At 71.1% G+C, this 21,309-nt stretch carries 19 protein-coding genes and 1 pseudogene; all 20 read left to right on the top strand.

The window, feature by feature from the left end:
* Positions 1–61: 61 nt before the first annotated feature.
* The 20 genes and pseudogenes from AB0D74_RS02685 to AB0D74_RS02590 all read left to right on the top strand — a co-directional run bounded on the left by AB0D74_RS02685 (position 62) and on the right by AB0D74_RS02590 (position 21,284).
* On the top strand, positions 62–1,840 hold the full coding sequence (locus AB0D74_RS02685; protein ID WP_362579643.1) for a DUF5941 domain-containing protein: 1,779 nt from the start codon (positions 62–64) through the stop codon (positions 1,838–1,840).
* Positions 1,837–2,592 (top strand): phosphocholine cytidylyltransferase family protein, encoded by a 756-nt coding sequence (locus AB0D74_RS02680; RefSeq protein WP_362579640.1) that lies wholly within the window; start codon positions 1,837–1,839, stop codon positions 2,590–2,592. Before AB0D74_RS02685 ends, AB0D74_RS02680 begins: the two co-directional genes overlap by 4 nt.
* On the top strand, positions 2,580–3,641 hold the full coding sequence (locus AB0D74_RS02675; RefSeq protein WP_362579637.1) for an iron-containing alcohol dehydrogenase family protein: 1,062 nt from the start codon (positions 2,580–2,582) through the stop codon (positions 3,639–3,641). The genes AB0D74_RS02680 and AB0D74_RS02675 overlap by 13 nt, the downstream gene beginning before the upstream one ends.
* Positions 3,619–4,398, top strand: a complete 780-nt coding sequence (locus AB0D74_RS02670) for a CDP-alcohol phosphatidyltransferase family protein (protein ID WP_362579634.1) — start codon at positions 3,619–3,621, stop codon at positions 4,396–4,398. Before AB0D74_RS02675 ends, AB0D74_RS02670 begins: the two co-directional genes overlap by 23 nt.
* Positions 4,395–5,279: a glycosyltransferase gene (locus AB0D74_RS02665; RefSeq protein ID WP_362579631.1), complete on the top strand. Its 885-nt coding sequence runs from the start codon at positions 4,395–4,397 to the stop codon at positions 5,277–5,279. The genes AB0D74_RS02670 and AB0D74_RS02665 overlap by 4 nt, the downstream gene beginning before the upstream one ends.
* Positions 5,280–5,452: 173 nt before the next feature.
* The gene (locus AB0D74_RS02660) at positions 5,453–6,382 is read left to right on the top strand and encodes an ABC transporter permease (RefSeq protein ID WP_362579628.1); all 930 of its coding nucleotides are present in this window, start codon (positions 5,453–5,455) and stop codon (positions 6,380–6,382) included.
* Between the two features lie 37 nt (positions 6,383–6,419).
* Positions 6,420–7,214 carry an ABC transporter ATP-binding protein gene (locus tag AB0D74_RS02655; RefSeq protein ID WP_362580157.1) on the top strand — a complete coding sequence of 265 codons (795 nt, stop codon included), beginning with the start codon at positions 6,420–6,422 and terminating at the stop codon, positions 7,212–7,214.
* 358 nt (positions 7,215–7,572) lie between these two features.
* Positions 7,573–8,475 (top strand): squalene synthase HpnC, encoded by a 903-nt coding sequence (gene hpnC / locus AB0D74_RS02650; protein WP_362579625.1) that lies wholly within the window; start codon positions 7,573–7,575, stop codon positions 8,473–8,475.
* Positions 8,472–9,425 (top strand): presqualene diphosphate synthase HpnD, encoded by a 954-nt coding sequence (hpnD, locus tag AB0D74_RS02645; protein WP_362579622.1) that lies wholly within the window; start codon positions 8,472–8,474, stop codon positions 9,423–9,425. Before hpnC ends, hpnD begins: the two co-directional genes overlap by 4 nt.
* Positions 9,425–9,565: a DUF6380 family protein gene (locus tag AB0D74_RS02640; RefSeq protein WP_351714341.1), complete on the top strand. Its 141-nt coding sequence runs from the start codon at positions 9,425–9,427 to the stop codon at positions 9,563–9,565. Before hpnD ends, AB0D74_RS02640 begins: the two co-directional genes overlap by 1 nt.
* Positions 9,550–10,983 (top strand): annotated as a pseudogene (gene hpnE, locus AB0D74_RS02635) (hydroxysqualene dehydroxylase HpnE); the annotation flags it as partial. The gene AB0D74_RS02640 and the pseudogene hpnE, both read left to right, overlap by 16 nt.
* On the top strand, positions 10,980–12,116 hold the full coding sequence (locus AB0D74_RS02630) for a polyprenyl synthetase family protein (RefSeq protein WP_362579618.1): 1,137 nt from the start codon (positions 10,980–10,982) through the stop codon (positions 12,114–12,116). The pseudogene hpnE and the gene AB0D74_RS02630, both read left to right, overlap by 4 nt.
* 117 nt (positions 12,117–12,233) lie before the next feature.
* The gene (shc, locus tag AB0D74_RS02625) at positions 12,234–14,225 is read left to right on the top strand and encodes a squalene--hopene cyclase (protein ID WP_362579615.1); all 1,992 of its coding nucleotides are present in this window, start codon (positions 12,234–12,236) and stop codon (positions 14,223–14,225) included.
* The gene (locus tag AB0D74_RS02620; protein WP_362579612.1) at positions 14,225–14,866 is read left to right on the top strand and encodes a 1-hydroxy-2-methyl-2-butenyl 4-diphosphate reductase; all 642 of its coding nucleotides are present in this window, start codon (positions 14,225–14,227) and stop codon (positions 14,864–14,866) included. The genes shc and AB0D74_RS02620 overlap by 1 nt, the downstream gene beginning before the upstream one ends.
* A gap of 6 nt (positions 14,867–14,872) precedes the next feature.
* Positions 14,873–15,895 carry an adenosyl-hopene transferase HpnH gene (hpnH, locus tag AB0D74_RS02615; RefSeq protein WP_123972052.1) on the top strand — a complete coding sequence of 341 codons (1,023 nt, stop codon included), beginning with the start codon at positions 14,873–14,875 and terminating at the stop codon, positions 15,893–15,895.
* A gap of 4 nt (positions 15,896–15,899) precedes the next feature.
* Complete coding sequence (gene ispG / locus AB0D74_RS02610) at positions 15,900–17,057, top strand: flavodoxin-dependent (E)-4-hydroxy-3-methylbut-2-enyl-diphosphate synthase (protein WP_362579607.1); 1,158 nt, start codon at positions 15,900–15,902, stop codon at positions 17,055–17,057.
* A 27-nt stretch (positions 17,058–17,084) separates the two neighbouring features.
* Positions 17,085–19,091, top strand: coding sequence for a 1-deoxy-D-xylulose-5-phosphate synthase (gene dxs, locus AB0D74_RS02605; RefSeq protein ID WP_362579604.1), 2,007 nt, complete (start codon positions 17,085–17,087; stop codon positions 19,089–19,091).
* Positions 19,088–20,473 (top strand): aspartate aminotransferase family protein, encoded by a 1,386-nt coding sequence (locus AB0D74_RS02600; RefSeq protein ID WP_362579601.1) that lies wholly within the window; start codon positions 19,088–19,090, stop codon positions 20,471–20,473. Before dxs ends, AB0D74_RS02600 begins: the two co-directional genes overlap by 4 nt.
* Positions 20,474–20,532: 59 nt before the next feature.
* Positions 20,533–21,165, top strand: a complete 633-nt coding sequence (locus tag AB0D74_RS02595; protein ID WP_362579598.1) for an XRE family transcriptional regulator — start codon at positions 20,533–20,535, stop codon at positions 21,163–21,165.
* Positions 21,162–21,284 (top strand): DUF6126 family protein, encoded by a 123-nt coding sequence (locus AB0D74_RS02590; protein ID WP_355714737.1) that lies wholly within the window; start codon positions 21,162–21,164, stop codon positions 21,282–21,284. Before AB0D74_RS02595 ends, AB0D74_RS02590 begins: the two co-directional genes overlap by 4 nt.
* The last annotated feature ends 25 nt before the right edge of the window (positions 21,285–21,309 follow it).

Genomic DNA, 21,309 nt, shown 5'->3' with positions numbered 1-21,309 from the left:
ACGCCGCCCCACCACGCAGCAGACCGGCGCCCGTACGCCGGCACCCAGGGAGTGAGTTCGGTTGTCGACCGCCATCGTCACCGGTCCGCCGGTGCCCGGATCGTCACTGGAGAGCGATCTGCGGGCGCTCGGCTTCGAGGTGCGGACGGCGTCGGACACCGCCGAGGCCGAGGCCCTGCTCGCGGCCGTACCCGCCGACCGGCGGGTCGCCGTCATGGACGCCCGTTTCGTCGGCCACGCGCACGCCCTGCGTCTCGGCCTCACCGACCCCCGCTTCCCGCTCGCCGCGATCCCCGGCGCCGTCACCGCCCAGCCGGCCGCCCGTCCGGCCCTGGCCCGGGCGCTGTCCCGGGAGGCCGCCGCGGGCGGCGCCACCGACCTCGCCGTCGACGGCCTGGTCACCGCCCTGGACGCGGACGTCCACCGCCCCGAGCTGGGCAGCCTGGTCGCCGCCGTCCCCGCCGACCCGCAGGCCCGCAACGAGGCACGGCAGGCCGTCGCCGCCGTCGACGACGAGGCCGTACGCCTGAAGTCGGCCGTGAAGTCCCGGGACGGCTTCTTCACCACCTTCTTCATCAGCCCGTACTCCCGGTACATCGCCCGCTGGTGCGCCCGGCGCGGACTGACCCCGAACCAGGTCACCACCGCCTCGCTGCTCACCGCCCTGGTCGCGGCGGCCTGCGCGGCCACCGGCACCCGGGCCGGGTTCGTCGCCGCGGGCGTCCTGCTGCTCTGCTCGTTCGTCCTGGACTGCACCGACGGGCAGCTCGCCCGCTACTCCCTGCAGTACTCCACGCTCGGCGCCTGGCTCGACGCCACCTTCGACCGGGCCAAGGAGTACGCCTACTACGCCGGCCTCGCCCTCGGCGCCGCCCGCGGCGGCGGCCATGACGACGTGTGGGCCCTCGCGCTCGGCGCGATGGTCCTGCAGACCTGCCGGCACGTGGTCGACTTCTCCTTCAACGAGGCCAACCACGACGCCACCGCCAACACCAGCCCCACGGCCGCGCTCTCCGGCCGGCTCGACAGCGTCGGCTGGACGGTCTGGGTGCGCCGGATGATAGTCCTGCCCATCGGCGAACGATGGGCCCTGATAGCCGTCCTCACGGCCGCCACCACCCCCCGGATCACCTTCTACGTACTCCTCGTCGGCTGCGCCTTCGCCGCCACGTACACCACGGCCGGGCGGGTGCTGCGGTCGCTGACCCGGAAGGCGAAGCGGACCGACCGGGCGGCGAAGGCCCTGGCGGACCTCGCGGACACCGGCCCGCTGGCGGAGCTGGGCGCCCGTGTCCTGCACCGCGCGAGCAGGGGTCCGGCCGTGCTGTGGGCGGCGGCCGGTACCGCGCTGCTGCTCCTCGCCGCCTGGCTCGACGGGCCGGGACCGGCGCTCGTCGGGGCCGCCGTCGTCTACGTCCTGATCTCGTCCGAAGCGGTCGTCAAACCCCTCAAGGGCGCCCTCGACTGGCTGGTCCCGCCCCTCTTCCGGGTCGCCGAGTACGGCACCGTCCTGATCCTCGCAAGCAAATCCGGGGTGAACGGAGCCCTTCCTGCGGCTTTCGGCCTGGTAGCCGCCGTCGCCTACCATCACTACGACACGGTGTACCGCATCCGCGGTGACGCCGGGGCGCCGCCGGCCTGGCTGGTACGTGCCGTCGGGGGGCAGGAAGGGCGGACGCTGCTGGTCACCGTCCTGGCCACGGCGCTCACCGCCGCGCAGTTCAAGGCCGCGCTCACGGTCCTCGCCGTGGTCGTGGCCGGGCTGGTGCTCGTCGAGAGCATCCGCTTCTGGGTGTCCGCAGGGGCACCCGCCGTACACGACGAAGGAGAACCCGCATGATCGGCCTCGTGCTGGCGGCCGGCGCCGGACGGCGTCTGCGCCCCTACACCGACAGCCTGCCCAAGGCGCTGGTGCCGGTGGGGCCTGCCGGGATAGAGGACTCGATCACGGTGCTCGACCTGACCCTCGGCAACTTCGCCGAGATCGGCCTGACCGAGGTCGCGATCATCGTCGGCTACCGGAAGGAGGCCGTCTACGAGCGCAAGGCGGCCCTGGAGGCCAAGTACGGGCTCAAGCTCACCCTCATCGACAACGACAAGGCCGAGGAGTGGAACAACGCCTACTCCCTGTGGTGCGGCCGTGACGCCCTCAAGGACGGCGTGATCCTCGCCAACGGCGACACCGTGCACCCGGTCTCCGTCGAGAAGACGCTGCTCGCCGCCCGCGGCGACGGCAAGAAGATCATCCTCGCCCTGGACACCGTGAAGTCCCTCGCGGACGAGGAGATGAAGGTCGTCGTCGACGCCGACAGGGGCGGCATGACGAAGATCACCAAGCTGATGGACCCGGCCGAGGCGACCGGCGAGTACATCGGCGTCACCCTCATCGAGGGCGACGCCGCGCCCGAGCTGGCCGAGGCGCTGAAGGCGGTCTGGGAGACCGACCCGCAGCAGTTCTACGAGCACGGCTACCAGGAACTGGTCAACCGCGGCTTCCGCATCGACGTCGCGCCCATCGGCGACGTCCGGTGGGTCGAGATCGACAACCACGACGACCTCGCCCGGGGACGGGAGATCGCGTGCCTGTACTGACCCGGCTGATCCCCTCGCCGGTCGTCGTCGACATCCGCGCGGGTGCCCTCGACGACCTCGCCGGCGTGCTCGCCGACGAACGCATCTCGCACTCCGGCCGGCTCGCCGTCGCCGTCAGCGGCGGCTCCGGCTCCAAGCTGCGCGAGCGCGTCTCGCCGAGCCTGCCCGGCGCCACCTGGTACGAGGTCGGCGGCGGCACCCTCGACGACGCGATCCGGCTGGCCGGCGAGATCAAGGCCGGCCACTACGACGCGGTCGTCGGCCTCGGTGGCGGCAAGATCATCGACTGCGCCAAGTTCGCGGCGGCCCGGGTGGGCCTGCCGCTGGTCGCCGTGCCGACGAACCTCGCGCACGACGGCCTCTGCTCGCCCGTCGCCACCCTCGACAACGACGCGGGCCGCGGGTCGTACGGCGTGCCCAACCCGATCGCGGTCGTCATCGACCTCGACGTCGTCCGGGAGGCCCCGGCGCGTTTCGTGCGCTCCGGCATCGGCGACGCCGTCTCCAACATCTCGGCGATCGCGGACTGGGAGCTGTCCCACCGTGTCACCGGCGAGAAGATCGACGGTCTGGCCGCCGCCATGGCCCGGCAGGCCGGCGAGGCGGTGCTGCGCCACCCCGGTGGCATCGGCGAGAACGACTTCCTCCAGGTCCTCGCCGAGGCGCTGGTGCTCAGCGGCATCGCCATGTCGGTGTCGGGTGACTCCCGCCCGTCCTCCGGCGCCTGTCACGAGATCAACCACGCCTTCGACCTGCTCTTCCCGAGGCGTGCCGCCAGCCACGGCGAGCAGTGCGGACTCGGCGCGGCCTTCGCGATGTACCTGCGCGGAGCCCACGAGGAGTCCGTGTACATGGCCGATGTGCTGCGCCGGCACGGACTGCCGGTGCTGCCGGAGGAGATCGGCTTCACCGTGGACGAGTTCGTCCGGGTCGTCGAGTTCGCCCCGGAGACCCGCCCCGGCCGCTACACCATCCTCGAACACCTCGACCTCAAGACCCACCAGATCAAGGACTTCTACGTCGACTATGTCAAGGCCATCGGTAGCTGAACTCCGTCCGGTCGTCCACCCCGCAGGGGTCAAGGACCGGCGCAGCGGTGAGCACTGGATGGGGCGCCTCTACATGCGTGAGGTGTCCCTGCGGGTCGACCGCTACCTGGTGAACACCAGGGTCACGCCCAACCAGCTCACGTACCTGATGACCGTCTTCGGCGTGCTCGCCTGCCCGGCCCTGCTGGTGCCGGGCGTCTGGGGCGCCGTGCTCGGCGTGGTGTGCGTCCAGATGTACCTGCTGCTCGACTGCGTCGACGGCGAGGTCGCCCGCTGGAAGCAGCAGTACTCGCTCGGCGGTGTCTACCTCGACCGGGTCGGGGCGTACCTGACCGACGCGGCCGTCCTGGTCGGGCTCGGGCTGCGCGCCGCCGACCTGTTCGGCAGCGGCCGTATCGACTGGCTGTGGGCCTTCCTCGGCACCCTGGCCGCGCTCGGCGCCATCCTGATCAAGGCCGAGACCGACCTGGTCGGCGTCGCCCGCCACCAGGCCGGCCTGCCGGTGGTCAAGGAGGCCGCCGCGGAGATGCGCTCCTCCGGGATGGCGCTGGCCCGCCGGGCCGCCGCCCTGTTCCGGTTCCACCGGCTGATCCTCGGCATCGAGGCCTCGCTGCTGATCCTGCTGCTGGCCGTCGCCGACCACTTCCACGGCGACCTGTTCTGGACCCGGCTCGGCACCGCCGTGCTGGCCGGCATCGCGCTGTTGCAGACCCTGCTGCACCTGGTCTCGGTCCTCGCGTCGAGCAGGCTGCGGTGAGCGCCGGGCTGAAGGTCGGCGCGGTCGTCATCACCATGGGCAACCGTCCCGACGAGCTGCGCGCCCTCCTCGACTCGGTCGCCAAGCAGGACGGCGAGCGGGTCGAGGTGGTCGTCGTCGGCAACGGCTCGCCCGTCCCCGACGTCCCGGACGGCGTCCGCACCCTGGAGCTGCCCGAGAACCTCGGCATCCCCGGCGGGCGGAACGTCGGCATAGAAGCCTTCGGCCCCAGCGGCCGTGACGTCGACATACTGCTCTTCCTCGACGACGACGGCCTGCTCGCCGAGCACGACACCGCCGAGCTGTGCCGCCAGGCCTTCACCGCCGACCAGCGGCTCGGCATCATCAGCTTCCGCATCGCCGACCCGGACACCGGCGTCACCCAGCGTCGGCACGTGCCGCGGCTGCGGGCCTCCGACCCGATGCGCTCCTCCCGGGTCACCACCTTCCTCGGCGGCGCCAACGCCGTCCGCACCCAGGTCCTCGCCGAGGTCGGCGGCCTGCCGGACGAGTTCTTCTACGCCCATGAGGAGACCGACCTGGCCTGGCGGGCCCTGGACGCCGGCTGGATGATCGACTACCGCTCCGACATGGTCCTCAACCACCCGACGACCGCCCCCTCCCGGCACGCGGTCTACCACCGGATGGTCGCCCGCAACCGGGTCTGGCTGGCCCGCCGCAACCTGCCCGCCCCCCTGGTCCCGGTCTACCTCGGGGTGTGGCTGTTGCTGACCCTGGCGCGCCGCCCCTCCCGCCCGGCCCTGCACGCCTGGTTCGCCGGCTTCCGGGAGGGCTGGACGACCCCCTGCGGACCCCGCCGCCCGATGCGCTGGCGGACCGTGTGGAAACTCACGCGACTGGGCCGTCCCCCGGTGATCTGACAAGCTCGAAGGTGCGTGTCCGCGCGTTCGGCCTGCGGACACGCCACGGGAACGGACGCGCACGGCGCGCGGACGCCCCCGGGAATGTGTCTGATGGCGGAGACGTGTCGCGCCCAGTAGCACAATTCCGTAAGACGAACGTAAGACGCATCCGAGCACGAAGGCTTCCACCCTTGAGTGAGACAACGCATGACGGCGGGATCGCGGTGACCGCGGTGGCGTCCCCCGACGAGGGCCTCACGGCGGCGCAGCTCGCCGCCAGGTACGGGCTCGCGGTGAGCGGCGCGCGCCCCTCGCTGACCGAGTACGTACGCAGGCTCTGGGGGCGGCGCCACTTCATCCTGGCCTTCTCGCAGGCGAAGCTCACCGCCCAGTACAGCCAGGCCAAGCTCGGCCAGCTCTGGCAGGTGGCGACGCCGCTGCTGAACGCGGCCGTGTACTACTTCATCTTCGGCGTCATCCTGCACGCCAGCCGCGGCATGTCGCAGGACATCTACATCCCGTTCCTGGTCACCGGCGTGTTCACCTTCACGTTCACCCAGAGCTCGATCATGACGGGCGTGCGGGCGATCTCGGGCAACCTCGGTCTGGTGCGCGCGCTGCACTTCCCGCGCGCCTCGCTGCCGATCTCCTTCGCGCTCCAGCAGCTCCAGCAGCTGCTGTTCTCGATGATCGTGATGGTCGCCGTGGTGGTCGGGTTCGGCAGCCGCCCGGGCCTGTCCTGGGTACTGGTCGTCCCGATCCTGTTCCTGCTGTTCCTCTTCAACACCGGCCTGGCCCTGATCGTGGCCCGGCTGGGCGCCAAGACGCCGGACCTCGCCCAGCTGCTGCCGTTCGTACTGCGCACCTGGATGTACATGTCCGGTGTGATGTTCTCGATCACCAAGATGATGGAGGGCCGCCCGGAGTGGGCGCGCACGCTGTTCCAGGTGAACCCCGCCACCGTCTTCATGGACCTGATGCGCTTCGCCCTCATCGACGGCTACGGCGCCTCGAACCTGCCGCCGCACGTCTGGGCCGTCGCGCTGTCCTGGGCCGTGGTCGTGTTCGCCGGCGGTTTCGTGTACTTCTGGAAGGCGGAGGAGCGGTACGGCCGTGGCTGAGCAGACCGTAGGGAACCAGGCCATAGGGGACCAGACCATGGGGGAGGAGATCCTGGGGGAGGAGATCCTGGGGGAGCGGATCCCCACCGTCATCGCGGAGGACGTGCACATCGTCTACCGCGTCAACGGCGCCAAGACCGGCAAGGGCAGCGCGACCGCCGCCCTCAGCCGCATCTTCCGGCGCGGCGACGAGCGGGGCGTCCGCAAGGTGCACGCGGTCCGCGGTGTCTCCTTCGTCGCCTACCGCGGCGAGGCCATCGGCCTGATCGGCTCCAACGGGTCCGGCAAGTCCACCCTGCTGCGGGCCATCGCCGGCCTGCTCCCCACCGAGCAGGGCAGGGTCTACACCAACGGCCAGCCCTCGCTGCTCGGCGTCAACGCGGCCCTGATGAACGACCTCACGGGCGAGCGCAACGTCATCCTGGGCGGCCTCGCCATGGGCATGACCCGGGAGGACATCAAGGAGCGCTACCAGCAGATCGTCGACTTCTCCGGCATCAACGACAAGGGCGACTTCATCACCCTGCCGATGCGCACCTACTCCTCCGGCATGGCGGCCCGCCTCCGCTTCTCCATCGCCGCCGCCAAGGACCACGACGTCCTCATGATCGACGAGGCGCTGGCCACCGGTGACGCGGCCTTCCGCAAGCGCTCCGAGGACCGGATCCGCGAACTGCGCGAGCACGCCGGCACCGTGTTCCTGGTGAGTCACAACAACAAGTCGATCCGTGACACCTGTGACCGGGTGCTGTGGCTGGAACGCGGTGAGCTGCGCATGGACGGCCCGACCGAAGAGGTGCTCAAGGAGTACGAGAAGTTCACGGGCAAGTAGCCCCGTCCGGCCCAGGCCCCGCCGGAACCTTTCCGGCGGGGCCCGCGTCTGCAAAGGAAACGTCAACTCGGGCTCGCCTTAGGAATCTTGACGCCAATCGGTGTGTTGTTGTGATCTGCGGGACACCCCGACGAACCTCGATGCGTTGTACAACGTAAGCTGTACCGGTCCCGGAAAGCGGCAAGTGGGGCGATAATGCGCGACACCCTCCGCCGGGCCGCCCCGCGGACTGCTGGGCGGCGTGTCCGAAATAGTGTGTATTGGGTCGGCAGTGTAGAACGGGAGATGTGACGGCAATGGCTACGGAAACTCCCCAGCTCAACGCAGGCCGCGCCGTCCCGGCCCCGGGCAGCGAACGGTGACGGCAACCGGCCCGGTGCGCACCGGAGACCCGGAGCGCGGCACCCTGGACAAGGCCGCGGACGAGAACTTCCCCGTGGCCCCGTTCTTCCTGCCGAAAGCCTGGCGCGACGACCTGATGGCGGTGTACGGCTTCGCCCGCCTCGTCGACGACATCGGCGACGGCGACCTGGCCCCCGGCGGCGCCGACGCCCGCCTCCTGGGCGTCTCCCCGCAGGACGCCGAGGACCGCCTGGTCCTGCTCGACGCCTTCGAGGCCGACCTGCGCCGCGTCTTCGACGCCGTCCCGCACCACCCTCTGCTGCGCCGCCTCCAGCCCACGGTCCGCCGTCGCGAGCTGACCCCCGAGCCGTTCCTCGGGCTGATCGCCGCCAACCGCCAGGACCAGCTCGTCAAGCGCTACGAGACCTACGACGACCTCCTCGCCTACTGCGAGCTGTCCGCCAACCCCGTCGGCCGCCTGGTCCTCGCCGTCACCGGCACCTCGACCCCCGGGCGGATCCGGCTCTCCGACTCGATCTGCACCGCACTCCAGATCGTCGAACACCTCCAGGACGTGGCCGAGGACCTCGGCCGCGACCGGATCTATCTGCCCGCCGAGGACATGAAGCGCTTTCACGTCCAGGAGGCGGATCTCGCCAGGAAAACCACGGGCGCATCGGTGCGTGCACTGGTTGCATACGAAGCACAACGCGCCCGCGATCTCCTGAATGAAGGCGCCCCCCTTGTGGGTAGCGTCCACGGCAGGTTGAAGCTGCTGCTTGCGGGGTTCGTGGCGGGGGGAAGGGCGGCGGTCCACGCGATCGCCGCCGCCGAATACGACGTACTTCCCGGCCCGCCCAAGCCCGGCAAGGGCCGGTTGCTGCGTGAGGTGGGCGTGACTCTGCGAGGAGAGGGGTGATCCGGACCGTGGACTCTCCCACACACGTGTCCGCACCGGTACTCGCCGCCTACAGCTACTGCGAGACGGTCACCGGACAGCAGGCACGGAACTTCGCCTACGGCATCCGGCTGCTCCCGGCGCCCAAGCGGCGTGCCATGTCGGCGCTCTACGCCTTCTCCCGGCGTGTCGACGACATCGGCGACGGCGAGCTGGCGGACGACGTGAAGGCGGCCCGTCTGGAGGACACCCGGGCGCTGCTCGCCCGGGTCCAGGACGGCGCGGTCGGCGAGGACGACACCGACCCGGTCGCGGTCGCCCTCGCCCATGCCGCCCAGGCCTTCCCGATCCCGCTGGGCGGCCTGGACGAGCTGATCGACGGCGTCCTGATGGACGTCCGCGGCGAGACCTACGAGACCTGGGACGACCTCAAGGTCTACTGCCGGTGCGTGGCCGGTGCCATCGGCCGGCTCTCGCTCGGCGTGTTCGGTACGGAACCGGGGGCGCGCGGCGCCGAGCGCGCGCCGGAGTATGCCGACACGCTCGGGCTCGCGCTCCAGCTCACCAACATCCTGAGAGACGTCCGCGAGGACGCCGGCAACGGCCGTACCTACCTGCCCTCGGACGACCTCGCCAAGTTCGGCTGCTCGGCCGGGTTCCACGGGCCGACCCCGCCGGAGGGCTCCGACTTCGCGGGGCTCGTGCACTTCGAAGTACGGCGCGCCCGTGCCCTTTTCGCCGAGGGCTACCGGCTGCTGCCCATGCTGGACCGGCGCAGCGGCGCCTGTGTCGCCGCCATGGCCGGCATCTACCGCCGCCTCCTCGACCGCATCGAGCGCGAGCCGGAGGCGGTGCTGCGCGGCCGGGTCTCGCTGCCCGGACGCGAGAAGGCGTACGTCGCGGTGCGCGGCCTGTCCGGGCTGGACACCCGGCGCCACACCTCCCGCCTGACCGTCAGGAGGCGCGCCTGATGGACAAAGTGGGTCAAGGTGACTCCACCGGAGAGAAACGGCAGGCAACCCTCCGGCACGGCGTGGCGTCCCTGACTGCGACGGCCCGACCTGCCCCGTTCCACCGGCACGGCGGGCGGGCAGGGGAGGAAGCACGATGACCGACGGCACGCGATCCGAGCGGACGCCCGACGGCATGCCGTCCGGGCGCACCGCCGTCGTGATCGGCGGCGGCCTCGCGGGCATCACGGCGGCGCTCGCACTCGCCGACGCCGGGGTGCGCGTCACCCTCCTCGAAGGCAGGCCGAGGCTCGGCGGGCTCGCCTTCTCCTTCCAGCGCGGCGACCTGACCGTGGACAACGGCCAGCACGTGTACCTGCGTTGCTGCACCGCCTACCGCTGGTTCCTCGACCGCATCGAGGGCACGGCGCTGGCACCGCTGCAGGACCGCCTCGACGTACCCGTCCTGGACCTCGCCAAGCCGGAGGGGCGGCGCCTGGGCAGGCTGAGGCGCGACCCGCTGCCGGTGCCCCTGCATCTGGGGCGCAGCCTGGCCGCCTATCCGCACCTCTCGCTCGCCGAGCGGGCCAGGGTCGGGCGTGCCGCGCTCGCGCTCAAGGGGCTCGACCTCGCCGATCCGAGCCTGGACGCACAGGACTTCGGCAGCTGGCTGGCCGCCCACGGCCAGTCGGCGCGTGCCGTCGAGGCCCTGTGGGACCTGGTCGGGGTCGCCACCCTCAACGCGGTCGCGGGCGACGCCTCGCTGGGGCTCGCCGCGATGGTGTTCAAGACCGGTCTGCTGTCCGACCCGGGCGCGGCCGACATCGGCTGGGCCCATGTGCCGCTGGGCGAACTGCACGACCGGCTGGCCCGCAAGGCGCTCGACTCCGCGGGCGTGCGTACCGAGGTCCGTACACGCGTCACCTCCGTCTCCACTAACGAGAACGGAACCTGGAGCGTTCAGGTTCCCGGCGAGACGCTCGCCGCCGACGCCGTCGTGCTCGCCGTCGCCCAGCGCGAGGCCCACGACCTGCTGCCCTCCGGTGCCCTGGACGCCCCGGAAAACCTGCTGGAGATCGGCACCGCGCCGATCCTCAACGTCCATGTGGTCTACGACCGCACGGTGCTCACCAAGCCGTTCTTCGCGGCCCTCGGCTCCCCGGTCCAGTGGGTGTTCGACCGCACCCACGCCTCCGGGCTGCGCGACGGGCAGTACCTCGCGCTGTCCCAGTCGGCCGCCCAGGACGAGATCGACCTGCCCGTCGCGGACCTGCGCGAGCGCTATCTGCCCGAGCTGGAACGGCTGTTGCCCGGTGCGCGCGGCGCCGGGGTGCAGGACTTCTTCGTGACCCGGGAGCGCACCGCGACGTTCGCCCCCACCCCCGGCGTCGGGCGGCTGCGGCCCGGCGCCCGCACCAAGGCACCCGGCCTCTACCTGGCCGGAGCGTGGACCGCCACCGGGTGGCCCGCGACCATGGAGAGTGCGGTCCGCAGCGGTGTGAGCGCGGCTGACGCCGTCCTCGGCACTCTGGGCCGGCCCCGCCCCCGTCACCTCTTCGCGTTCGAGGAGGCGGCGTGACGCTCGATCAGCAGGCGGCAGGCCCCCGCACCCCCGGTACCGCAACAAGAGGAGAAACTGTGCCCACTGTGCCCCCGGACTCGAAGGGCGCCCGAGAGACCGCAGTGGACGTGACCGCGCTCCTGGAGCGCGGCCGGACCCTTGCCACACCGGTACTGCGGGCGGCCGTCGACCGCCTGGCCTCCCCCATGGACACCGTGGCCGCCTACCACTTCGGCTGGATCGACGCCGAGGGCAACCCCGCCGACGGCGACGGCGGCAAGGCCGTACGCCCCGCGCTCGCCGTGCTCTCCGCCGAGGTCACCGGCGCCGCCCCCGAGGTCGGCATCCCGGGCGCCGTCGCCGTGGAACTCGTCCACAACTTCTCCCTGCTGCACGACGACCTGATGGACGGCGACGAACAGCGCCGGCACCGCGACACCGTCTGGAAGGTGCACGGCCCCGCCCAGGCCATCCTGGTCGGCGACGCCCTGTTCGCCCTCGCCAACGAGATCCTGCTCGAACTCGGCACCGCCGAGGCCGGCCGCGCCACCCGCCGCATCACCACCGCCACCCGCGCCCTGATCGACGGCCAGGCCCAGGACATCTCCTACGAGCACCGCGACCGCGTCAGCGTCGAGGAGTGCCTGGAGATGGAGGGCAACAAGACCGGCGCCCTGCTCGCCGCCTCCAGCTCCATCGGCGCGGTGCTCGGCGGCGCGGACGACCGCACCGCCGACACCCTGGAGAAGTACGGCTACCACCTCGGCCTCGCCTTCCAGGCCGTCGACGACCTGCTCGGCATCTGGGGCGACCCGGGGTCCACCGGCAAGCAGACCTGGAGCGACCTGCGCCAGCGCAAGAAGTCCCTGCCGGTCGTCGCCGCGCTCGCCGCGGGCGGACCCGCCTCCGAACGGCTCGGCGAGATCCTCGCCGCCGACGCCAAGAGCAGCGACTTCGAGAACTTCTCCGAGGAGGAGTTCGCCGCCCGCGCCGCCCTCATCGAGGAGGCCGGCGGTCGCGAGTGGACCGCCGAAGAGGCGCGCCGTCAGCACACCATCGCCATCGAGGCCCTGCACGCCATCGACATGCCCGACCGGGTACGGGCGCAGTTCACGGCGCTCGCGGACTTCGTCGTCGTACGAAAGAGATGATCATTATCGGTCGAATAGTCCTCGCGTAGTCGCCGGCCGGTGCGAGCGCGCAGCCAGCACCGGCCGACGGCGGACCCACAGCAGAACGATTTCGCACGACTGCACGAAGGGGAAGCCATGACAGCGACGACCGACGGAAGCACCGGGGCCACCCTGCCGCCCCGGGCCGACTCGGCCACCACCGAACTCACCACCCCCGTGGCGACCGGGGTACACGAAGCCGCCGAACGCGCCGTACAGCGTGCCACCGGCCATCTGCTCGCCCAGCAGGACGCGCAGGGCTGGTGGAAGGGCTACCTGGAGACCAACGTCACCATGGACGCCGAGGACCTGCTGCTCCGCCAGTTCCTCGGTATCCGCGACGAGGCCACGACCGCCGCCGCCGCGCTCTTCATCCGCGGCGAGCAGCGCGAGGACGGCACCTGGGCCACCTTCTACGGCGGCCCCGGCGAACTCTCCACCACCATCGAGGCCTACGTCGCCCTGCGGCTGGCCGGAGACGCGCCGGACGACCCCCACATGGCGAAGGCGTCGGCCTGGATCCGCGAGCGCGGCGGGATCGCCGCCGCCCGGGTCTTCACCCGGATCTGGCTGGCCCTGTTCGGCTGGTGGAAGTGGGAGGACCTGCCCGAACTCCCGCCGGAACTCCTGTACTTCCCCAAGTGGTTCCCGCTCAGCATCTACAACTTCGGCCAGTGGGCCCGGCAGACCATCGTGCCGCTCACCGTGGTCTCGGCCAAGCGCCCGGTGCGCCCGGCCCCCTTCCCGCTGGACGAGCTCCACACCGACCCGGCCGACCCGAACCCGCCCCAGCCCCTGGCCACGGTGGCCAGTTGGGAGGGCGTCTTCCAGCGGCTCGACAAGGTTGTCCGCGGCTACCGCAAGGTCGCGCTGGGCCGGCTGCGCGGCTCCGCCCTCAAGTCCGCCGCCCGCTGGATCGTCGAGCGCCAGGAGAACGACGGCGCCTGGGGCGGCATCCAGCCCCCGGCCGTCTACTCGGTGATCGCCCTGTACCTGCTCGGCTACGACCTCGAACACCCCGTGATGCGCGCCGGGTTGGAGTCGCTGGATCGTTACGCCGTGTGGCGCGAGGACGGCGCCCGGATGATCGAGGCGTGCCAGTCGCCGGTGTGGGACACCTGTCTGGCGACCATCGCCCTCGCCGACGCGGGCCTGCCGGCCGACCACCCGCAACTGGTCAAGGCCGCCGACTGGATGCTCGGCGAGCAGATCGTCCGCCCCGGCGACTGGGCGGTCAAACGGCCCCAGCTCCCCCCGGGCGGCTGGGCGTTCGAGTTCCACAACGACAACTACCCCGACATCGACGACACCGCCGAGGTCGTCCTCGCACTGCGCCGGGTCAGGCACCACGACCCGGAGCGGATGGAGAAGGCCATCGGGCGCGGGGTGCGCTGGAACCTCGGCATGCAGTCGAAGAACGGCGCCTGGGGCGCCTTCGACGTCGACAACACCAGCCCGTTCCCCAACCGGCTGCCGTTCTGCGACTTCGGCGAGGTCATCGACCCGCCGTCGGCCGACGTCACCGCGCACGTCGTGGAGATGCTCGCCTTCGAGGGCATGTCCCACGACCCGCGCACCCGGCGCGGCATCGACTGGTTGCTCGCCGAACAGGAGCCGAACGGCGCCTGGTTCGGGCGCTGGGGCGTCAACTACGTCTACGGCACGGGCTCCGTGGTACCCGCGCTCACCGCCGCCGGGCTGCCCGTCTCGCACCCGGCGATCCGGCGCGCGGTGACCTGGCTCGAGCAGGTCCAGAACGAGGACGGAGGGTGGGGCGAGGACCTGCGCTCCTACAAGTACGCCGGCGACTGGAGCGGTCGCGGTGCCTCCACCGCCTCCCAGACCGCGTGGGCGCTGATGGCGCTGCTCGCGGCGGGGGAGAAGGACGCCAAGGCCGTCGAGCGGGGCATCCGGTGGCTCGCCGAGACGCAGGCCGAGGACGGCTCCTGGGACGAGCCGTACTTCACCGGCACCGGCTTCCCGTGGGACTTCTCCATCAACTACCACCTCTACCGGCAGGTCTTCCCGCTCACCGCGCTCGGCCGCTACGTGCACGGCGAGCCCACGCCCGGGGCAGAGGGGGACTGATGAACGCCACGCCCGCGCCGGCCCCGCTGCTGATCGCCTGCGCACTCGGCATCGAGCACCTCGCCCTGCGCGCCGGCGAACGCGGGGGCGCGGGCGGACCCGTCACGGTCCTGCGCACCGGCATGGGCCCCAGGGCGGCGGAACGGTCCGTCACCCGGGTCCTGGCCGATCCCGCGCTGGCCGGTGCCGCGGTCCTGGCGACGGGCTTCTGCGCGGGGCTCGCCCCCGGCATGCACCCCGGCGACCTGGTCGTCGCCGAGGAGACCCGGGACCCCCGCGGCAGCGTCCCGTGCGTGGGCACCGAACTCCTCGTGAAGGAACTCGCACGGACCCTGCCCGGACGGACCGTCCACACCGGACCCGTCACCGGCTCCGACCACGTCGTCCGCGGTCACGAGCGATCGGACCTGCTCGCGACCGGCGCAATCGCGGTCGACATGGAATCGGCGGCCACGCTCCTGAGCGCCGTGCACGCGGGCGAACGCCCCGTTGCGGCCGTCAGGGTGGTCGTGGACGCTCCTGAACATGAACTCGTCCGGATCGGCACGGTCCGCGGTGGAATATCAGCTTTCCGCGTTCTTCGATCCGTTCTTCCAGCTTTCTTCGAATGGCACCGTTCTTTGCTGCTCCCCCGGAGGTGAGCCCAGATGGCCATGCCGCTGCGCCAGTCGATCAAGGTCGCTACCTACTTGGCTGAACAGAAGCTTCGCAAGCGGGACAAGTTCCCGCTGATCGTGGAGCTGGAACCCCTCTTCGCGTGCAACCTGAAATGTGAGGGCTGCGGCAAGATCCAGCACCCGGCGGGGGTGTTGAAGCAGCGCATGCCGGTCGCCCAGGCGGTCGGCGCGGTGCTGGAGTCGGGTGCGCCGATGGTGTCCATCGCGGGCGGCGAGCCCCTGATGCATCCTCAGATCGACGAGATCGTGCGGCAGTTGGTGGCGAAGCGGAAGTACGTCTTCCTGTGCACCAACGCGATGCTGCTGCGCAAGAAGATGGACAAGTTCACGCCCTCGCCCTACTTCGCCTTCGCGGTGCACATCGACGGGCTGCGCGAGCGGCACGACGAGTCCGTCGCGAAGGAAGGCGTCTTCGACGAGGCGGTGGCGGCCATCAAGGAGGCCAAGCGGCGCGGCTTCCGGGTGACCACCAACTCGACCTTCTTCAACACGGACACCCCGCAGACCATCGTCGAGGTGCTCAACTTCCTCAACGACGACCTCAAGGTCGACGAGATGATGATCTCGCCCGCCTACGCCTACGAGAAGGCCCCCGACCAGGAGCACTTCCTCGGCGTGGAGCAGACCCGCGAGCTCTTCAAGAAGGCCTTCGCGGGCGGCAACCGCAAGAAGTGGCGGCTCAACCACTCCCCGCTCTTCCTGGACTTCCTGGAGGGCAAGGTCGACTTCCCGTGCACGGCCTGGGCGATCCCGAACTACTCGCTCTTCGGCTGGCAGCGCCCCTGCTACCTGATGAGCGACGGGTACGTGCCGACGTACCGCGAACTCATCGAGAAGACCGACTGGGACAAGTACGGCCGCGGCAAGGACCCGCGCTGCGCCAACTGCATGGCGCACTGCGGCTACGAGCCCACCGCCGTCCTCGCCACCATGGGGTCGCTCAAGGAGTCGCTGCGCGCCATGCGCGAGACGGTCTCCGGGAACCGGGAGTGACGGCATGACCGCAGTCTCCCTGGGCCTCCCCGAGGTCCCGGCCCGGCCGGTCGCCGAACGGCGCGTGTCCCGGCAGATCCAGGTCGGGCCGGTGGCGGTCGGCGGCGGCGCCCCGGTGTCGGTCCAGTCGATGACCACCACCCGCACCTCGGACATCGGTGCCACCCTCCAGCAGATCGCCGAACTCACCGCGTCCGGCTGCCAGATCGTCCGCGTCGCCTGCCCCACGCAGGACGACGCGGACGCCCTGGCGACCATCGCGAAGAAGTCGCAGATCCCGGTGATCGCGGACATCCACTTCCAGCCGAAGTACGTGTTCGCGGCCATCGAGGCCGGCTGCGCGGCGGTCCGCGTCAACCCCGGCAACATCAAGCAGTTCGACGACAAGGTCAAGGAGATCGCGCGGGCCGCGAAGGACCACGGCACGCCGATCCGGATCGGGGTCAACGCCGGCTCGCTCGACCGCCGGCTGCTCCAGAAGTACGGCAGGGCGACCCCGGAGGCGCTCGTGGAGAGCGCTCTCTGGGAAGCGTCCCTCTTCGAGGAGCACGGCTTCCGGGACATCAAGATCTCCGTCAAGCACAACGACCCGGTCGTGATGATCGAGGCGTACCGGCAGCTCGCCGCCCAGTGCGACTACCCGCTGCACCTCGGCGTCACGGAGGCGGGCCCGGCCTTCCAGGGCACGGTCAAGTCGGCGGTCGCCTTCGGGGCATTGCTGTCCCAGGGCATCGGTGACACGATCCGCGTCTCGCTGTCCGCCCCGCCCGCGGAGGAGGTCAAGGTCGGCATCCAGATCCTGGAGTCGCTGAACCTCAGGCAGCGGCGCCTGGAGATCGTCTCCTGCCCGTCCTGCGGGCGCGCCCAGGTCGACGTCTACAAGCTGGCGGACGAGGTGACGGCGGGCCTGGAGGGCATGGAGGTGCCGCTGCGCGTCGCCGTCATGGGATGCGTGGTCAACGGCCCCGGCGAGGCACGGGAGGCCGACCTCGGGGTCGCCTCCGGAAACGGCAAGGGGCAGATCTTCGTCAAGGGCGAGGTCGTCAAGACCGTGCCCGAGTCGAAGATCGTGGAGACCCTCATCGAGGAAGCGATGAAGATCGCCGAGCAGATGGAGCAGGACGGCGCCGGGTCCGGAGCACCCGCCGTCACGGTGAGCTGAACAGCACGGACCGAGAGGGGGCCGAGCGTGACGATTCTGGAGACCATCCGGGGACCACGCGACCTGAAGGCGCTGTCCGAGGCGGAACTCGGCGAACTGTCCGAAGAAATACGCGAGTTCCTGGTGCACGCGGTCGCCAGGACCGGCGGCCACCTCGGGCCCAACCTGGGCGTCGTGGAGCTGACCGTCGCGCTGCACCGGGTCTTCGAGTCCCCGGCCGACCGCATCCTCTGGGACACCGGCCACCAGAGCTACGTCCACAAGCTGCTGACCGGCCGTCAGGACTTCTCCAAGCTGCGCGGCAAGGGCGGCCTGTCCGGATACCCCTCCCGCGAGGAGTCCGAGCACGACGTCATCGAGAACAGCCACGCCTCCACCGCGCTCGGCTGGGCCGACGGCCTCGCCAAGGCCCGCCAGGTACAGGGGGAGAAGGGCCATGTCGTCGCGGTCATCGGCGACGGCGCGCTGACCGGCGGGATGGCCTGGGAGGCGCTCAACAACATCGCGGCGGCCAAGGACCGGCCGCTGATCATCGTCGTCAACGACAACGAGCGGTCCTACGCGCCCACCATCGGCGGCCTCGCCAACCACCTGGCGACCCTGCGCACGACCGACGGCTACGAGAGGGTGCTGGCCTGGGGCAAGGACGTCCTCCTGCGCACCCCCGTGGTCGGCAACACCCTCTACGAGTCCCTGCACGGCGCGAAGAAGGGCTTCAAGGACGCCTTCGCCCCGCAGGGCATGTTCGAGGACCTGGGCCTCAAGTACGTCGGCCCGATCGACGGACACGACATCAAGGCCGTCGAGTCGGCGCTGCGGCGCGCGAAACGCTTCCACGGGCCGGTGCTCGTGCACTGCCTCACGGAGAAGGGACGCGGCTACGAGCCCGCCCTCGCCCACGAGGAGGACCACTTCCACACCGTCGGCGTGATGGACCCGCTCACCTGCGAGCCGCTCGCGCCGTCCAACGGCCCTTCCTGGACTTCGGTGTTCGGCGACGAGATCGTCCGGATCGGCGAGGAGCGGGACGACGTCGTGGCCATCACCGCGGCCATGCTGCACCCGGTCGGCCTCGGCAAGTTCGCCGAGCGCTTCCCCGGCCGGGTCTGGGACGTCGGCATCGCCGAGCAGCACGCGGCGGTCTCCGCGGCGGGGCTGGCGACCGGCGGACTGCACCCCGTCGTCGCCGTCTACGCGACGTTCCTCAACCGTGCCTTCGACCAGTTGCTGATGGACGTGGCGCTGCACCGCTGCGGGGTGACGTTCGTGCTGGACCGGGCGGGCGTGACCGGGGTCGACGGGGCCTCCCACAACGGCATGTGGGACATGTCCGTCCTCCAGGTGGTGCCGGGCCTCAGGATCGCCGCCCCGCGCGATGCCGAACAGCTGCGGCTCCAGCTGCGCGAGGCGGTCGCCGTGGACGACGCGCCGACGCTGGTCCGCTTCCCGAAGGAGTCGGTGGGGCCGGACATCCCTGCGGTCGACCGGGTCGGCGGGGTGGACGTGCTGCACCGTGGTGCGGACCCGCGGGTGCTGCTGGTCGCGGTCGGCGTGATGGCGCCGGTCTGCCTCCAGGCCGCGGAGCTGCTCTCCGCTCGGGGCATCGACTGCACCGTCGTGGACCCCCGTTGGGTCAAGCCCGTGGATCCCGCGCTGCCGGTGCTGGCGGCTCAGCACGAGCTGGTGGCCGTCGTCGAGGACAACAGCAGGGCGGCCGGGGTGGGCGCGGCGGTGGCGCTGGCGCTCGGCGACGCCGACGTGGACGTGCCGGTACGGCGGTTCGGGATTCCCGAGCAGTTCCTGGCGCATGCGAAGCGGGGGGAGGTGCTGGCCGACATCGGGCTGACGCCGGTGGAGATCGCGGGGCGCATCGGGGCGAGTCTCGCGGGGCGGGGCGGCGCGGAGCGCGGTGTCGCGGGGGGTCGTGTGGCGGGTGCGGCGGCGTCTGGGCTGGTCGCGCAGTTCCCCGCGCCCCTTGAGGGCGCCGAAGTCGAGGGCGCTTTCACCGAGAGCGCTGCCAAGGAGAAACCATGAGTACGGAGTTCGACCTCGGTGCGTTGCTCGCCGAGCGCAGTGGTGAGCGGTACGAGCTGCATGCGAAGTACCTGAACCACCAGCTCCCGCGCATGCTGCACACCATCGGGTTCGACAAGGTCTACGAGCGGGCCGAGGGCGCGCACTTCTGGGACGCGGACGGGAACGACTACCTGGACATGCTCGCCGGGTTCGGGGTGATGGGCCTGGGGCGCCACCACCCCGTCGTCCGCAAGGCCCTGCACGACGTGCTCGACGCCCAGCTGGCCGACCTCACCCGCTTCGACTGCCAGCCGCTGCCCGGACTGCTCGCCGAGCGGCTCCTCGCGCACAGCCCGCACCTGGACCGGGTGTTCTTCGGCAACAGCGGGACGGAAGCGGTCGAGACGGCCCTGAAGTTCGCCCGGTTCGCCACCGGCAGGCCGCGCGTCCTCTACTGCGACCACGCCTTCCACGGCCTGACCACCGGCTCGCTGTCGGTCAACGGCGAGGACGGCTTCCGGGACGGCTTCGCCCCGCTGCTGCCGGACACCGCCGTACCCCTCGGCGACCTCGACGCGCTCGCCCGCGAGCTGAAGAAGGGCGACGTGGCCGCCCTGATCGTCGAGCCGATCCAGGGCAAGGGCGTGCACGAGGCGCCGCCCGGCTATCTGCGGGCCGCCCAGGAGCTGCTGCACCGGCACAAGGCGCTGCTGATCGCCGACGAGGTGCAGACCGGCCTCGGCCGCACCGGCGACTTCTACGCCTACCAGCACGAGGAGGGCGTCGAGCCGGACCTGGTGTGTGTGGCCAAGGCGCTGTCCGGCGGGTACGTCCCGGTGGGCGCCACCCTCGGCAAGGACTGGATCTTCAAGAAGGTCTACTCCTCCATGGACCGCGTCCTGGTCCACTCGGCCAGCTTCGGCGCCAACGCCCAGGCCATGGCCGCCGGGCTCGCGGTCCTCTCGGTCATGGAGAACGACCAGATCGTCGCCAACTCCCGGGCCATGGGGGAGCGGCTCAGGTCCCGGCTCGCCGCGTTGACCGACAAGTACGAGCTGCTCGCCGAGGTACGCGGCCGGGGGCTGATGATCGGCATCGAGTTCGGCCGGCCCGGTTCGCTGAAGCTGCGCAGCCGCTGGACCATGCTCCAGGCCGCCCGCAAGGGGCTGTTCGCCCAGATGGTCGTCGTACCGCTGCTGCAACGGCACCGGATCCTCACCCAGGTCTCCGGCGACCACCTGGAGGTGATCAAGCTCATTCCGCCGCTGATCGTCGACGAGAAGGACGTGGACCGCTTCGTGGACGCCTTCACGGACGTCATGGACGACGCCCACAGCGGTGGCGGCCTGATGTGGGACTTCGGCAGGACGCTGATCAAGCAGGCGGTGGCCAACCGCTAGCGTTTTGCCTCTGAGGCAAGAAAATTGCCCCGGAGGCAAAACTGCGGCTGAATGGAGGCATGAGCACCTCCGACAACGAGGGCACGGACGGGCCGGTCGACAGCCTGCCCGCCGTCGCCCCGCAGCTGCGCTCCCTGCGCCGCCGTGCCGGTCTCACCCTGGAGGCCGCAGCCCGGGACGCGGGGTTGTCGCCCGCTCACCTCTCCCGGCTGGAGACCGGACAGCGGCAGCCCTCGCTGCCGATGCTGCTCGCGCTCGCTCGTGTCTACAGTACGACGGTATCGGAGCTGCTGGGCGAGACCGTCGCCGACCGGGACGCGATCGTGCGTGCCGGCGGCATGGAACCGACCCGCGCCGGCGGCTGGACGTACTGGCAGGCCGGGGCCTCCGGCCGGGGCATGCAGGCGCTGCGGGTCCGGGTGCCGTTCGGCACCCAGGGCGACATCGTGCGGGTACATCCCGGCGAGGAATGGCTGTACGTCCTGCGCGGCCGGCTCCGGCTGCGCCTCGGTGACACCACCCATGTGCTCGCGCCCGGCGACAGCGCGCACTTCGACTCGCTCACCCCGCACCGGCTCGCCGCCGAGGACCACGACGGGGTCGAGCTCCTGTTCGTCCACACCCTGCTGCAGAGCCCCACGGCCACGCTGTGCCTGGGCCCCAGCACTGGCATCACTGGAGAGCTGCCGTGAGCAACATCGAGGAGAAGTTCCCCCGGTCCCTGTGGATCCGGCTGGTCATCTATCTCGCCGTCGGGCATGTCCTGGCAGGCTTCCTCTTCCTGCTGTTCTCCCTCGGCGGCAAGGGCTGAGCCGGGGCCTTCCCTTCCGTCCGGT

The sequence above is a fragment of the Streptomyces sp. NPDC048278 genome (genome assembly GCF_040652195.1).
In the GTDB taxonomy this organism is placed as follows: Bacteria; Actinomycetota; Actinomycetes; order Streptomycetales; family Streptomycetaceae; genus Streptomyces.
This window is presented reverse-complemented; position numbering and strand designations above follow the sequence as displayed.